Below are 14779 nucleotides of genomic sequence, written 5' to 3'. Positions count from 1 at the left end.
TAAATGGATTTTTCTATCATGATTTTAATTTTTATATGTCAATATTTAAATATTGGTAGTAGGTTTTATATTCAATCACTTACAAAAAATATAGTGGTGATAAAATGGTATCCGAAAAAATGGAAAAAGAATTAAATGGACAATTGAATGCTGAGGTTTACTCAGGATATTTATATTTATCTATGGCAGCTTACTTTGAAGATGAAGAATTAGCAGGATTTGCTAACTGGATGAGAGTACAAGCTGAAGAAGAATTAGAACATGGAATGAAATTCTATGACTACATTATCAGAAGAGGAGCTTCTGTAACTTTAACAGCAATTGATGCTCCACAAACTGAATGGGACAGCCCACTCGCTGCATTTGAACATGTTTTAGAACATGAAAAAATGGTTTCCGGATTAATCAATGATTTAGTGGATTTAGCTATCGAAGAAAAAGACCACGCTACCAACAATTTCTTGCAATGGTTTGTCGAAGAACAAGTTGAAGAAGAAGAAAATGCAATGGAATTATTATCCAAAGTTAAATTCGCTGATGGCGATAACAGATTAATGTATGAATTAAACAAAGAATTAGGTGAACGTTCACCTTCTGAAGACTAGATTTTCTAGTCTCCTTTTTATTTTTTTTCCAGGTGTTATAATGAGCTATCCTGATGGTCCGACAGATGAGGCTAAAATTGATTCGACCAAATACGATTCCAAATTAATCGGCGAAAATGATTTGGGAAGCGTGCACATTCATGGTCCTTTTGGCGACATTTCATCAGATGTTAAAATAGCTTATTTAATAGGAATGCATCCTCTTGAAAGCAAGTCTCACAGAGGATTGTTTGAAAGATTAACCAATAAAAAAGATTTGAAATATTGTTATTACATTTACAATATTAACGTTAAAGAGTTGAACACTGAGACCGAAGGACGTTTGGAAGGCCAATTGCTTGCAAAAGAATTTGTCATGCAGGATATAATTGACTCCAAATATGACCTATTTGTGGATATTCATTCAAATAGAGGATCTCACGGACCTGGCGATTATCAGATTACTAATTTTATTTTTGCACCGGGTTTTGATGAAAAGTCTTTGGGGTATATGGATAAATTGATTGAAAACATTGATGGAGTTCAGTATTATGCTCCTGAGCATAGAACTAGCCCTCCGTTTATCACAGAACCTACAGCAAAAGCCGGAATTCCAACATTGGTTTATGAGTGCTATTCATATGAACCTATGGAAGTTACATGTGATTTGGCTTATAAATTGATTAATTCTATTGAAAACTTAAAGTTTTAATTAATATTTTCCCGATTTTTTTCAAAAGCTTTATTATACTTTAGTAACAAATATATATAAGAAATTAATATTTATTTATGGATGTGAAAAAAAATGATTATCAAGGCACCTTCAAGAATACATATGTCTCTTATTGATTTAAACGGGTCATATAGAAGAATCGATGGTGGAATTGGTTTAGCATTATCTGAACCTCAATTTATTTTGGAAATTCAAAAAAGAGATGATAAAATGGTCACTTTAGAATTTTCTGATGATGTTGATGATCCAGAAGCTATTCTTGAATGCTCAGAAAAAATTCCTGTAGCAGCTCAAAAAACAATAGACCATTTTAAAATTGACGAGGGTTTCCACTTTATTGTTCATCAAACTTATCCTCCTCACTCTGGATTTGGAAGTGGGACTCAAATTGCTATTTCAACAGCTCATTTAATTACTGAAACAATGGGCATTGAAATTGAAAGTAGACTTTTAAGTAGCATTGTTGGAAGAGGGGGAACTTCAGGTATTGGAACATATACTCATGATTTGGGTGGTTTTATTCTGGACGGTGGACATAGTCTTGAAGAAAAACCAGGATTTTTACCTTCCGGTGCTTCAAAGGCAAAACCGGCCACATTGATTGCAAGATATGATTTTCCCGAAGAGTGGAATATATTGATAGCCATTCCTAAAGTTGAAAAGCATATGAATGGTCAGGATGAGGTTGATGTTTTCCAGGATTGTTGTCCTATTCCAAGAGAAGAAGTGGAAAAGGTATCTCATTTGATTTTAATGAATTTGGTTCCGTTCATGCTTGAAAAGGATATTGAAAACTTCGGATGGGCTATTAGTGAACTTCAAAAAGTGGGGTTCAACAAATTGGAACATTCTCTTGATGCTTCATTTTTACCTACAATGCAGGCTATTGAAGATGCAGGTGCTTATGGTGTAGGTATTTCCTCATTCGGACCAGTTCTATATACAATATTTGACGAATCCAATGCTGATATTGTAGAAAAAACTAAAGAGATTATTGGTGAAGAAGGTACTGTTTTTGTTACCAAAGCTCAAAATCATGGATTCGTTATTGAAAAATAGATTGTTTGCTGTTATTCTCTCTGTAGAATAGCAGAATCTAATATTTTTATACTTTTTTTTGTTTTTATATAGTTTTAGCTAGCTGTTAATTATTTTTTTTAAAAAGAGATTAAAGGAAGCCAGAATGATGTGGCTTCCTTATTGATACATATGTTTTAAATCATGTTAGATTTCAAATCCGCCGTCTACTTTGATGATTTGTCCATCAATAAATGCGGAATCGTCAGTGGCAAGGAATAGTGCTGTTGTTGCAATGTCTTGACCTTCACCACATCTTTTTACTGGGCATTGGTCAATCATTTGCTGCAATGCTGATGGGCCTCCGATACTGTCTACCATTGCTGTGTGAATTAATCCTGGTGCAATACCATTGCATCTTATTTCAGGACCTAATTCCCATGCAATTGACCTGGTTAATCCCATCATTGCATGTTTACTGTCAACGTATGCTGCAAATCCGTGGTGTGCTCCAAATGATGCTACGGAACATGTATTGATGATGGTTCCTTTTCCTTTTTCTTTCATTACAGGCGCTACCAATTGGGTTAAACGTAATGCTGAAGTTACATTTACAGTAAATACGTTGTTCCACTCTTCAATGCTTAGTTCCATTAATGGGGACATTGAAAGCATTCCTGCATTGTTGAACAAGACATCAACGGTTCCATATTCATCCATTGTTGTATCAAATATTTTTTGAACATCGTCCAAGTTTGCCATATCTGCAATTACATAGATTGCTTCGTTTCCAGCAGCTTTGATATCATCTACCACTGCTTTTGCTCTTTCTTCATTTCTACCGGTTACTACAACTTTAGCTCCTTCTGCTGCAAATAATTTTGCTGATTCTCTACCCATTCCGGATGTTGCTCCGGTAATTATTGCTACTTTACCATCTAGTTTTCCCATTTTATCACCTTTTTAAGCATTTCATGATATCATGATAATTATAATAATAGTATATATTTTTTACATATTTAAGTTTTATCTAAAAAAAAGAAGAATGTTTTATATTTAGACTGAATATTATAGACTAAATTTTGTTTATTTTAAAAAATTTTTAAAAAAAATAGGATGTGAAGTTTATAAGCTATAAACTTCATTGGATGGTGTAATTTTAATATTATTCTCATTTAAAATGGAAATTAATTGGTCTATATTTTCTGAATGCAATAATAAGATTGCTTTTCCGACTTTTTCATGTGTAAATGCATAAAGATATTCCAAATCAATATCATTGTCTTTTATGGTTTTTAAAATGGTTGTCAAACCCCCGGGAGTATCATTCATTTCAACACCTATTATGTCGGTTATTTTAACTAAAAAGTTATTTTTTTCAAGTGCCTCTTTACCTTTTTCGGGATTGTCAACAACAAGTCTCAAGATACCGAATTCAGAAGTATCGGCCATGCACAATGCTTTTATGTTAACGTCTGCATCGCTAAGCACTTCCAAAGGTTTTGATAGGCTTCCCATTCTGTTCTGTAAAAATATTGATAATTGTTTGATTTTCATGTTTTCACCTTTTAGTGGAGATTTCTTTTATCGATTACTCTTTTTGCTTTTCCTTCAAATCTTGGTAGGGTTTTTGGTTCTACGAGTGTAACTTTAACTCTAATTCCGGTTTCGTTTTCAATTGATTTTCCAATTTTATTTTGGACTGACATCATTTCTTTTACACCATCAAAGAAAATGTCCTGTGATGCTTCTACCTTAACTTCGATTTCATCTAAAGTTCCAGGTCTTGTAACTATAATTAAATAATGAGGCTCTACATCACCTGCTTTAAGCAATGCTTTTTCAATTTGTGATGGGAAAATAGCTACTCCTTTAACTTTAATCATGTCGTCGGATCTGCCTGTAATTCTGCTCATTCTTGCATGTGTCCTTCCGCATTCACATTTTTCGTAAGTGATTTTGGTAAGGTCTTTTGTTCTAAATCTTATGACTGGCATTCCTTCTCTTTCAAGGTTGGTCAATACGAGTTCTCCAGGTTTTTCACCGCCGATAACTTTTTCGGTATTTGAATCAATGATTTCAGGATAATAGATGTCTTCTGCAATGTGCAATCCTTTTTGCGCTTCACATTCCACACCTATTCCTGGACCCATAAGTTCTGTTAATCCATAAATGTTATATGCTTTGGTGCCAAAAATGTCCTCTACTTTCTGTCTGATTTCTTCTGTCCACATTTCAGCTCCAAAACCGATGGCCTTTATGCCTAAATCCTTTGGGTCAATTCCGTCTTCAAGGGCTACTTCTCCTAAGTGGATTCCGTATGATGGGGTGAAAATCAGACCGGTTGTTCCAAAATCTTCCATGATTTCAATTTGTCTGCGTGTTTGGCCGGTAGAAATTGGGATAATTGCAGCCCCTATTTTATGACATCCGTAGTGAACTCCAAAACCTCCTGTAAACATTCCGTATCCATGTGTATTTTGAAGAATGTCTCCTTCATCAAGTCCCATCATTGTCAATCCACGGGCTATGGTTTCTGCCCAGGTGTCCAAGTCTTTTTCAGTATAGCCTGACACAACTGGTTTGCCTGTAGTACCTGATGAGGAATGCAATTCTTTGATGTTTTTAATGTCTACAGCGAATAATCCGAAAGGATAACTTTCTCTCAAGTCATCTTTTGTAATAAATGGTAATTTTTCGATGTCTTTTAAAGTTTCGATGTCTTCGGGATACACTTCAGCTTCACTGTATTTTTTATTGTAGTAAGGTATTTTATCAAATGCTCTTTTTACAATCTCCTGAAGCTTTTTCAATTGCAATTCTTCAAGATCTGCTCTTGGCATTGTTTCAATTTCTTCATTCCAAAACATGTTTTTCCTCATTATTTTTTAATATAATAATATATATTTTTTTTAACTATAAACTTTTTCCAGTTATATTCTCATGTTTACAGTAAGTTTTTTTTAAAATAAAATCATAATATTAATTAGTAATGCTTGAATGCCGTTATTTTAATAATGGTTTGGGTATTACTAATTTGATGTATTATGTATAATTGCGCAATTGATTATACAAAAAATTAGGAGTAACTCATGATAAAACATGGTGTTGTTATGGTTACTTTGTTAATTTTAACACTGTGTTTACTTGGGGTTGTTTCAGCAGGTGATGTAACTTCGTCCGATGTTAATCTGCAATCGGTCAATCAGGATGACAGCCAAATTGAAATTGCAGAAGTTGGTTCTGCATATGATGAAAGTGCTGATGATTTGCTTTCTTCCGATATGGAACTGGATACTGCGATAAGTCAAGATGATGGTTCGATTGAAATTGCGGATGGTATTTGTCAGTCAAATGAAGATGTTGGAAGTGTTTCAGTTTCTTCAGATGATTTGCAATGGGATGATGAAATTTTAACATATGAAAATGATTATGTGGATTATTCATCAGATTTTGATGATGGCATTGGAAAAATTGTTTCAATTCCTCTGGATGTTGAATCCGGAGTGATTGGTGATGGAAATTATAAGCTTGGTTATGATGTAACAACTATTGTGGGTAAAATGGTGGATTTTGAATCTGCAGAGGATATCTTAGTAATTGCAACTGTGGATTCGATTGAAATTGATGATGTAACTGTCGAAAATGTTTTAAATGGGATAGTTGATGCTTCTAATGGATATGTAACTTATGGAAATGGTAATCTTATAACATTATCTTCATTAAAATCAGATTTAGATATTGCATTCTTTATTAGAAAATGTGAATCTCTCACTATGGCATTCTATAAAAATGGAGTTATTACTTCAATAGGTTCTGGTGATGTGAATTCGGAGTTTTCTGTTTGTCTTTGGGACGGATTATTGGATATGATCTATTCCTGGGCTGATGGTGATGTAAAAGGTGTCAGTTTTGGTGAAAATCAGGGACATTTTTTATCTGAACATGTATTTGAACAATATTTGGTTCAAACATTATTAGGATGTAATAATGGATTCGAAACACCTATTAATAATTGTGGGGAATTATTGGGTGCTTTACAAGATACTGGTGATGATGCTATTGTCTGGTCTTTTGAAAATGTATCAGATGAAACTGCGCTCATTAGTAATTCAATTGAAAACGAATCCGTAATTGGATTAATTATGGAGAATAACAATTCCGATAATGAAATGATTGCTGCAATGAGTTATGATCAATCAAATTCTAATGAAATGTTGAAAGTAGATAATTTAAATCCTGAAGTTGGCAAAACACTGGTTAAATCTTCAAATGCTTTAACACCAGAGGACATTAAACAGATTGGTGTTGATGCAAGCAAACTGGCGATAGCTTACTTCAAATCAAGGGGTATTAATGTTAAAAAAGATTATGAAAACTTTTATATTTTCACTTCAGCGGGATACGCTAAAATTAGGGGTTTAAATACTGATGAAGCTATTGATGGCATTATTCAGGTTTTCGGTCCTAAAATAATTGAAAATATATATCTGGTTCATACTTCATTATGGAAGGATTTAATATTCTATTTCATATGGGTAAATAGCGCAAATAATGAGGAGTATATATCTTACAGTTTGAAATATGTTCCTGGTGAAGATAAATTGGTTGTTGATGGCAAATCACAAAAACAAGGTGATAAAATTGCCTATAAACTGGATTTGATAAGTAAAAAATCACATCATGGTGGTCATTATCATTATAATCCTTATATCGATACAGTCAGTTTGAATGATATTCCTATTAGCCTTGAAAATTTGAGTTCCAAGGACAACACTACTCATAAAACCAAGTCATCTGGTGTACCTGAGAAAAATAATACTAACGAATCCTTGTTTGAACCTAAATTGCCTGAAACTAAGGTTAATCCATACAATATCCTTTATACCATGGCATCTATTTTCATGGTATGTGCTTTCTTTGGCGTTAGTTATTCAAAACGTTAATTGGTAGATATTTCACGAAAGTGAAATATTTTTTTATTTTTTTTTTAAATTTTAAGATTATATCAAAACTTTTTTTTAGTTGGGATTATTAATATATTAAATGATGAGTGTTAATTTTCACATCGTCTTTTTAAAAAATTTATATACTTTGTTAGAGTAATAACTAATTGTAAATTAATAAAATTTATTTGATTAAGAGGAAATTAATATGGATATGATGAGTGTTTTGTGGCAAGTTGGTATTTTTGCATCTGTCCTTGTTTTTGGTGTAAAAATAGGGTTGGCATCAGGTTTGGCTAATTTGTCTAAAAAATTATTTGCGATAATCTGTATTGCATACGGTGGGGGAGTAGTGCTTATTTCAGCTATTGCTTCATTATATGCAGACCAGTTGATTCAGGCAATTTATGGTTATAATACAATCTTTTACATTATAATGGCTTCAATCATGATTATTGCAGGTTTATTTACTATAAGAGAGTGGAAAATTCATGATAAAAATACGTCTACTGCGACTTCTCTAGCTATCATTGCTCCTTGTCCATGTTGTTTTGGTTCTATTATTGCAAGTGTTTTAATTGTTGCACCTACTATCGGTGTCAGTTCACTTAATTTAAGCTGGTATGCGGCTGCCGCTTTGGTGGCTGTAATGGTTGTGACCTATCTTGCATCAAATACAATTATCCGGTTTATCCGCAAACCGTATCCAATTGTATTGGGTAACTTCATGTTGCTTTTAGGTGCATATTTCTTACTTTCAGCAATTGTGATTCCAAACATTGCAGGAGCTTTAACAAAAACTATAAGTCCTATTACTATTGGTTCTCCTCAAGATATTCTCATGATTATTCTGGTATTTGCCATTTTAATCGTTGGGGGTATGGTTTTAACTAAAAGAGGCAGAAATATTTTAGAATAAAATTCAGGTGAAAAAAATATGGCTTTAAATATTCCAGGTGGAGAATTCTTGACAGGTTCTCTTGATGTTATATCACAAAGTTTAACAATTCCGGTATTGGTTATTTTGCTTGTAATTGTAATTATAACCATTATTTCTTTAGGTGGAGTAATTGCAGAATATACTTCCAGGCGTAAGGTTCCTGTAGGTACTATCAGAGATTTGATATATGACATTAATGCGGCAGGTTCTGTTGAAGAGCTTAAAAATATAATTTCTGCTGCAAAAATACCAAAATCTCAGAAAAAGGTTTTAACTGAAATTGCTTCTTCCGAACAGTTGGGCGATTCTTCAAGGGAAGCTTTGGCACGTAAATTGTTTGAATTTGAAGAAGAAAAAACTATGGATACTCTGCAAAAAACTGATATTATTACCCGTATCGGACCTACTTTAGGTTTGATGGGTACTTTAATACCTATGGGTCCTGGTCTTGCGGCTTTGGGTGCTGGAGATATCAATACCCTTGCAAGTTCTTTAACTGTTGCTTTCAACACAACAATTGTAGGTATTGGTTCCGGAGCATTATGTTATGTATTAGGAAAAATAAGGTCCGGCTGGTATGATAGGTACTTATCAGATTTGGATGCTTTAATTGATGCAGTTCTTGATTATATGAATAAATAGTGATTTTATGGTAAGAAAACAAAGTAGAAGAAGATCAAGAAGGGTTGAAGAAGACCCTATGGCAGGTACATCCAACCTTGTGGATGCAATGCTTGTTATTGCTGTTGGTTTTTTAGTTTTTGTTATCATAAGCTGGAACATGCAGGCAATGGTTGATCCAAATCAAAATATCCAGGAGCAAATGCAGCAGCAAAAGACTACACAGGTTGACCAAGGCCAACAGCTGAACGATACTCCGGACACTTCAAACAGTTCCGGTCAAGGTTATACCGAAATGGGTAAAGTTTACAAAGACCCTGCGACGGGTAAGCTGATAATGGTGGAAGGATAATCCTTTCACACAAAACTTTTTTTTTTAATTTTTTTCCATTTAATTCTTAAATCTTATATGTTTTAAAATATAAATACAATATTAAGTTTTAAGATTAGGTGATTTTATGGAAAATGGCAGTTTTGTACGAGCAGTAATAGCAAATTTCTTATCAGCATTCATTATTTCTGCTGTTGCCTGTTATTTTCTTTTAACATATGGGCTCACTGAAGTGATATACATTGGAAACCTATTTGGACTGTATTTTTTGGTGGTATTTGGAACTGAAATTCTGATTGAATCAGGTAAACTACAGAACAACATTCAGAGATTTAAGTTTGTTATTGTAAATATCATAGTTTTTGACATATTGTTTTTGATAGTGATGCCTTTATTGTTTGGAGCTCATATCTTTGACCCTGCTGATAATATTTTCATAGTTTTCGGTGGTTTTCAATATAATCTTGTATTGAGTGTTTATTTTTATATGGTAGTCTTTGCGATATTGATGCTGGTTTTCAATTACCTGTTCTATAGAATTGAAACTCGTTAGAACCGATTATTTTATAAATGAGTTTGATTAAAGTTATACTTACGAATTTTAATGGTGTTTTATTATATGGAATTCTGTCCTGATTGCGGTGCAATGTTAATGCCAAATAATGGAAAAGTTAAATGTAGATGTGGATATGAGAAATCCCTTAAAAAGGAAGATATTGAAGAGCAGTATATGATGGAAGGGGAGAAAAATCCTGAAAATAAGGTAATAGTAACGGATAAAAACAATGTTGCTCTTCCGACAACCACAATTACATGTTATAAATGCGGAGGCACAAAGGGATACTGGTGGACCGTGCAAACAAGGTCTGCTGATGAAGCTCCTACAAACTTTATCCGATGTGCAAACTGTGGAAACACTTGGAGAAGCTCTAATTAGGATATTTTTTTTGATTTGTTTGTTTTATATTTTTTCTGTAATGGCTGTTTAGATAATAATTTATTTTATGAGATATAAAATTATTAAATAATTTAATTATGAAGGTGCATAAATGGACAACAAAAATGTCATTTTAATTCTTCTTGTTGTTATTATAATTTTAATAGGTATGATTTCATTTACATTATTGACATCATATAAGGAAGTTGATTCCAATTATGTTTTTGCCCCCCTTCCAAATGAAAAGGTGAAGTTCACGGGAACATATCTAGGACCTTATGAGGGTATATATAATTTCAATAATAATTCGGGAGTTATTGATGTTGGTGGTTCATATGCTATTGTTAGCACATCCAAACTCCATGGATTGGAAGGGAAAACAGTTACCGTTAAAGGTTATTTTGTTAATGATAAGGCAGAAACAAAAACTGTTTATATAAACGGCAGGTATGTTAATGGAGAAATTTTCTGCATAGAAGAGGTTGTTTGAAATATATCTGCTTTTTTAGAAGTTGAGGGATTATATTGATGAAATTAATATTTCAGATTTATATCACGACTACGTTTGTTTATACGGGCTATATTGACAATTGGATTTAAAAGGGCATACTATTTGTATTATGGTGCGGTTGCTGAACTCACTGGTTCATGTGGAAGATTTTTAGCAATACAAGTCAGATGGAGATTATAATTCTTGTCTTGACAAAAGCTTAAAATTGGAGCATTACTATGGATATAGATAGTTTAATAAATGTTTGGGAATAATAGTTAATTATGACTTATGAAGATTATGCGGTTCAGTTATTTGAAGATGGGTTCGTGTGCTCTCAAGCTGTTTTTGCAACATTTTCAAATGATTTGGGACTAGATAAGGAATATGCACTTAAAATTGGGGCTTGTTTTGGAAGCGGCATGCGTAAAGGAGAAGTCTGTGGAGCATGCACCGGTGCACTGATGGCTCTGGGATTGAAATATGGTGATGATAAGGCAAGAAGCAATGAAGCATGCGAAAAATTTTTAGATGAATTTAAGCGAGTGAACGGATCGTATATATGCAATGATTTGCTTGGATGTGACATCAGCACACCGGATGGCGTTAAAGAAGCTTTAGATAAAAATCTATTTAAGGAATTTTGTCCTAAAATGGTTGAATCAGCAACTGAAATAGTGAAAAAAATTATATTTTAGTATTTAGATGTGGCTCTTAAAGCTTCAATGAAAATAACTTATATGATTTAAGATAAATTATTAACTGATGAAGTCTCTTGAAAAAACATTGAAATCTGTAAGTGAAAATCCAAAATATATTTTCCGTTTAACCATTCAGGGTGTAATGGTAGGTATATTTGCAGGATTGATGGTCTGCTTATATCGATTTTTGCTTGCAGGTTCAGAACATGTGCTTCGAGATTATTTAAGTATAATTAATGGGAATATAATTTACATTGTTTTGTTTTTCATAGCTTTGGCTATCATGGGTCTTCTTGTTGACTTTCTGACAAAATGGGAAGTCGATTCTGCAGGAAGCGGGATACCTCAAATTTACGCAGAGGTAAAAGGACATATGGAAGCCAATTGGGCTAAGGTATTAATTTCTAAAATTGTTTCAGGTGTTTTGACTGCCTTGGGGGGTCTATCTTTAGGTCCTGAGGGTCCGTCAGTTCAGATTGGTGGTATGGCCGGTAAAGGAATTGCAAAGCTTTTCAAGGGCTCCAAAACCGATGAGCTGAGATTGATTTTAGTCGGTTCGGCAGTAGGTATTACGGCAGCATTCAACGCTCCTTTGGCAGGGGTCATTTTCGTTTTTGAAGAGATAAATCATGGATTTGATAAGACATTAGTATTCATCGCTTTGGTATCTGCTATAGTATCTGATTTTATTTCAAAAATCATTTTCGGCCAGCATACAATCCTGAATTTCCCTGTTTTAAACATTCCTCTTGAATCATATTGGATGTTGGTTGTTTTAGGTATCATAATTGGTATTTTGGGATATGTCTACAATATCGGCATGATTAAGTCAAGTGATTTTGTCGGAAAGCTTAAAATTCCGTCATGGCTTAAATTTGTATTGGTATTTGTGGTGTCTGGTGTAGTTGCTCTTTTAATACCTGAAATTAGTGACGGCGGTCACTTTATGATGGACATGTTAGGTGTGGCCATTCCGTCATTGGGTGTTTTGGTGTTGCTTTTGGTATTGAAATACCTGTTTTCAATGTTTTCTTTTTCATCAGGTGCTCCGGGGGGTATATTTTTACCAATCCTTGTTTTGGGAGCTTATATTGGAGCAATATTTGGATCAATTGTGGTTCCGGCTTTCGGATGGCAGCATGAGTTGATTTATAAGTTTATCATTATTTCCATGGCAGGCTTTTTTGCATCCACCGTCAGGTCACCTATCACTGGTATCGTTCTTCTAGCTGAAATGTCAGGTTCCACCGAGTCATTGGTGGCAATGGTAATCGTGTCCCTGATAGCTTATGTGGTTCCTACATTGCTTGGAAACGAACCGATTTATGAGTCATTGTATGATAGGTTGCTTTTAAAGAAAAATCGTGAATTTGTTAAAAAGCCTTCAAAACATGTTTTATCAGAATACATTGTTCCTTTAGACTGTAACTATGTTAATTTCAAAATTAAGGATATTCCATTTCCAAAAAATGCAATTGTCGTATCTGTAATCAGAAACGGTAAATACGTTATTCCCGATGAAGATTTTAACATAAAATATTCTGATCAGATACATGTCCTAACGGACGTAAATGATTATCCATATGTAAGGCAGGAAATTGAAAAGTTATTTGGTGGTTAGATGAGTTTAATATTCAAAAGACATTCTGTTCGAAGATTCCGTGATGAAAAGGTAAGTGATGAAAAAATTGAAAATTTGCTTAAGGCAGGTATGCAAGCACCTTCAGCATGCAATGCACAGCCATGGGAATTCATTGTTGTATCAAAAGCCGAAGATAAACAGGCCATTTCTGAAATGCACCAGTTTGCAAAACCCGCAGCCAATGCTTCTCATTTGATAATAACTCTTGGAAATCTCAATGAATCAAAAGTTCACGGCATGATTGAACAGGATTTAGGGGCCTGCAATGAAAATATACTGCTTCAGGCAACTCATGAAGGTCTTGGTGCAGTTTGGTTGGGTTTTCATCCGATTGAAGATAGAGTTTTAAAGTTAAAGGAATATTTGGATATTCCTGATTACTGCATTCCTTTTTCGGTAATATGCGTTGGCTATCCGGCACAGGATGGTGAAGTTAAGCTCAGATATGATGAATCCAAGGTTCATTTTGACAGGTATTGAACAAGTTCATTTAGGCAAATATAAATAATAATAACAATAAAATCTTATTCAATAACTTAATGTTTTAAGTTAATATTTATATGAGGTTAAACTATGGTAAGTGTAAACGTAGAAGCTAAAAAAACCGTAGATGTAATGATTGAAAAAGCAGATGAATTAAACATTGCTGTAGAAACTTTAGACAATGGTGCTACTGTCATTGACTGTGGTGTAAATGTAGATGGAAGTTTCAAAGCTGGAGAACTTTATACTAAAGTTTGTCTTGGTGGACTTGCAGATGTTGGAATTTCAATTCCTGGAGATTTATCTGAAAAATTCGCACTTCCTTCAGTAAAAATTAAAACTGACTCACCTTCTATTTCAACCTTAGGTTCACAAAAAGCAGGTTGGTCTGTATCTGTAGGAGACTTTTTCGCATTAGGTTCTGGTCCTGCTAGAGCTATTGCATTAAAACCGGCAGAAACCTATGAAGAAATTGGATATGATGATAAAGGTGCTGATTTAGCAATCTTAACTTTAGAAGCTGATGTATTGCCTGGTGATGATGTGGCTCAATACATTGCTGACGAATGTGATGTTGATGTTAAAAATGTCTACTTGCTTGTAGCTCCTACTTCTTCTTTAGTCGGATCTATTCAAATTTCCGGAAGAGTTGTTGAAAACGGAACTTACAAAATGTTGGAATTCATTAAATTCGATGTAACCAAAGTAAAACATGCTGCAGGTATTGCACCGATTGCACCTGTTGACCCAGACGGACTTAAAGCTATGGGTAAAACCAACGATGCAGTATTGTTCGGTGGAAGAACCTACTACTATGTGGAATCTGAAGAAGGCGATGATATTGCTAATGTAGCAGCTCAATTACCATCTTCCGCTGCTGATGGATATGGTAAACCGTTCTTCGATGTATTCAAAGAAGCAGGATTTGATTTCTATCAAATTGATAAAGGAATGTTCGCTCCTGCAGAAGTAGTAATCAATGATTTAACTACTGGTAAAATTTACAAAGAAGGATTTGTTAACGCAGAATTACTTAAAAAATCCTTCGGTGTTGATGAATAGATTTTATCTATTCTTTCTTTCTTTTTTTTTAAAAATTTCACATTATATTTAAATATTGTATAAAACAAAATTACTATTAACACTAAAATATGGTGTTTTTCGTTTAAAATAAATTACAATAAGGTGAAAAAATGGGCTTAGGTGATATTTTATCAAAGTCAATATCTTACCCGTTTTCTGATTTAACAAAATTTTTGATTGTAGGTCTTATTTTTGTTATTTCTGATATGGATGGGATTTTCTACGGATTATTTGGACCAAATTCATTTATGGCCATCATTGGAATAATAAT

The 14779-nt window shown here is 33.7% G+C and carries 18 protein-coding genes; 15 read left to right on the top strand and 3 right to left on the bottom strand.

Annotation, left to right across the window (positions count from 1 at the left end):
- Window positions 1-104: 104 nt before the first annotated feature.
- The 3 genes from UIB65_RS00360 to UIB65_RS00350 all read left to right on the top strand — a co-directional run bounded on the left by UIB65_RS00360 (window position 105) and on the right by UIB65_RS00350 (window position 2376).
- A complete protein-coding gene (locus UIB65_RS00360) occupies window positions 105-605 on the top strand; it encodes a ferritin (RefSeq protein WP_296805598.1) in 501 nt (166 codons plus the stop codon).
- 40 nt (window positions 606-645) lie between these two features.
- Complete coding sequence (locus UIB65_RS00355) at window positions 646-1296, top strand: adhesin (protein ID WP_330039189.1); 651 nt, start codon at window positions 646-648, stop codon at window positions 1294-1296.
- Between the two features lie 93 nt (window positions 1297-1389).
- Entirely contained in the window at window positions 1390-2376 is a 987-nt protein-coding gene (locus UIB65_RS00350; RefSeq protein ID WP_330039188.1) for a beta-ribofuranosylaminobenzene 5'-phosphate synthase, read from the top strand.
- Between the two features lie 165 nt (window positions 2377-2541).
- Here the strand turns inward: UIB65_RS00350 and UIB65_RS00345 are convergent, their stop codons facing one another.
- The 3 genes from UIB65_RS00345 to UIB65_RS00335 all read right to left on the bottom strand — a co-directional run bounded on the left by UIB65_RS00345 (window position 2542) and on the right by UIB65_RS00335 (window position 5204).
- Window positions 2542-3285, bottom strand: coding sequence for a glucose 1-dehydrogenase (locus tag UIB65_RS00345; protein ID WP_330039187.1), 744 nt, complete (start codon window positions 3283-3285; stop codon window positions 2542-2544).
- A 174-nt stretch (window positions 3286-3459) separates the two neighbouring features.
- Entirely contained in the window at window positions 3460-3891 is a 432-nt protein-coding gene (locus UIB65_RS00340) for an acetolactate synthase (protein WP_330039186.1), read from the bottom strand.
- 11 nt (window positions 3892-3902) lie between these two features.
- Window positions 3903-5204: a phenylacetate--CoA ligase gene (locus UIB65_RS00335; protein WP_330039185.1), complete on the bottom strand. Its 1302-nt coding sequence runs from the start codon at window positions 5202-5204 to the stop codon at window positions 3903-3905.
- A gap of 243 nt (window positions 5205-5447) precedes the next feature.
- On the opposite strand from UIB65_RS00335, the gene UIB65_RS00330 reads away from it, so the two are divergent.
- The 12 genes from UIB65_RS00330 (at window position 5448) to mch (ending at window position 14487) form a co-directional block, all read left to right on the top strand.
- Window positions 5448-7280: a hypothetical protein gene (locus tag UIB65_RS00330; RefSeq protein ID WP_330039184.1), complete on the top strand. Its 1833-nt coding sequence runs from the start codon at window positions 5448-5450 to the stop codon at window positions 7278-7280.
- A gap of 208 nt (window positions 7281-7488) precedes the next feature.
- A complete protein-coding gene (locus UIB65_RS00325; protein WP_330039183.1) occupies window positions 7489-8199 on the top strand; it encodes a DUF2162 domain-containing protein in 711 nt (236 codons plus the stop codon).
- Between the two features lie 18 nt (window positions 8200-8217).
- Window positions 8218-8862, top strand: a complete 645-nt coding sequence (locus UIB65_RS00320) for a MotA/TolQ/ExbB proton channel family protein (protein ID WP_330039182.1) — start codon at window positions 8218-8220, stop codon at window positions 8860-8862.
- A gap of 7 nt (window positions 8863-8869) precedes the next feature.
- Complete coding sequence (locus tag UIB65_RS00315) at window positions 8870-9193, top strand: DUF2149 domain-containing protein (protein ID WP_330039181.1); 324 nt, start codon at window positions 8870-8872, stop codon at window positions 9191-9193.
- A 106-nt stretch (window positions 9194-9299) separates the two neighbouring features.
- The gene (locus tag UIB65_RS00310) at window positions 9300-9725 is read left to right on the top strand and encodes a hypothetical protein (protein ID WP_330039180.1); all 426 of its coding nucleotides are present in this window, start codon (window positions 9300-9302) and stop codon (window positions 9723-9725) included.
- Window positions 9726-9791: 66 nt separating this feature from the next.
- The gene (locus UIB65_RS00305; RefSeq protein WP_330039179.1) at window positions 9792-10109 is read left to right on the top strand and encodes a transcription factor S; all 318 of its coding nucleotides are present in this window, start codon (window positions 9792-9794) and stop codon (window positions 10107-10109) included.
- Between the two features lie 112 nt (window positions 10110-10221).
- Window positions 10222-10599, top strand: coding sequence for a hypothetical protein (locus tag UIB65_RS00300; RefSeq protein ID WP_330039178.1), 378 nt, complete (start codon window positions 10222-10224; stop codon window positions 10597-10599).
- Window positions 10600-10674: 75 nt separating this feature from the next.
- Window positions 10675-10800, top strand: coding sequence for a hypothetical protein (locus UIB65_RS00295; RefSeq protein ID WP_330039177.1), 126 nt, complete (start codon window positions 10675-10677; stop codon window positions 10798-10800).
- 83 nt (window positions 10801-10883) lie between these two features.
- Window positions 10884-11297, top strand: coding sequence for a C-GCAxxG-C-C family protein (locus UIB65_RS00290; protein ID WP_330039176.1), 414 nt, complete (start codon window positions 10884-10886; stop codon window positions 11295-11297).
- Window positions 11298-11364: 67 nt separating this feature from the next.
- The gene (locus UIB65_RS00285) at window positions 11365-12921 is read left to right on the top strand and encodes a chloride channel protein (protein WP_330039175.1); all 1557 of its coding nucleotides are present in this window, start codon (window positions 11365-11367) and stop codon (window positions 12919-12921) included.
- On the top strand, window positions 12922-13422 hold the full coding sequence (locus tag UIB65_RS00280) for a nitroreductase family protein (RefSeq protein ID WP_330039174.1): 501 nt from the start codon (window positions 12922-12924) through the stop codon (window positions 13420-13422). It begins immediately after the preceding gene.
- Between the two features lie 93 nt (window positions 13423-13515).
- Window positions 13516-14487 carry a methenyltetrahydromethanopterin cyclohydrolase gene (gene mch, locus UIB65_RS00275; protein WP_296895077.1) on the top strand — a complete coding sequence of 324 codons (972 nt, stop codon included), beginning with the start codon at window positions 13516-13518 and terminating at the stop codon, window positions 14485-14487.
- Window positions 14488-14779: the final 292 nt, after the last annotated feature.

The organism is Methanobrevibacter sp., from assembly GCF_036307625.1.
GTDB lineage: Archaea > Methanobacteriota > Methanobacteria > Methanobacteriales > Methanobacteriaceae > Methanocatella.
This window is presented reverse-complemented; position numbering and strand designations above follow the sequence as displayed.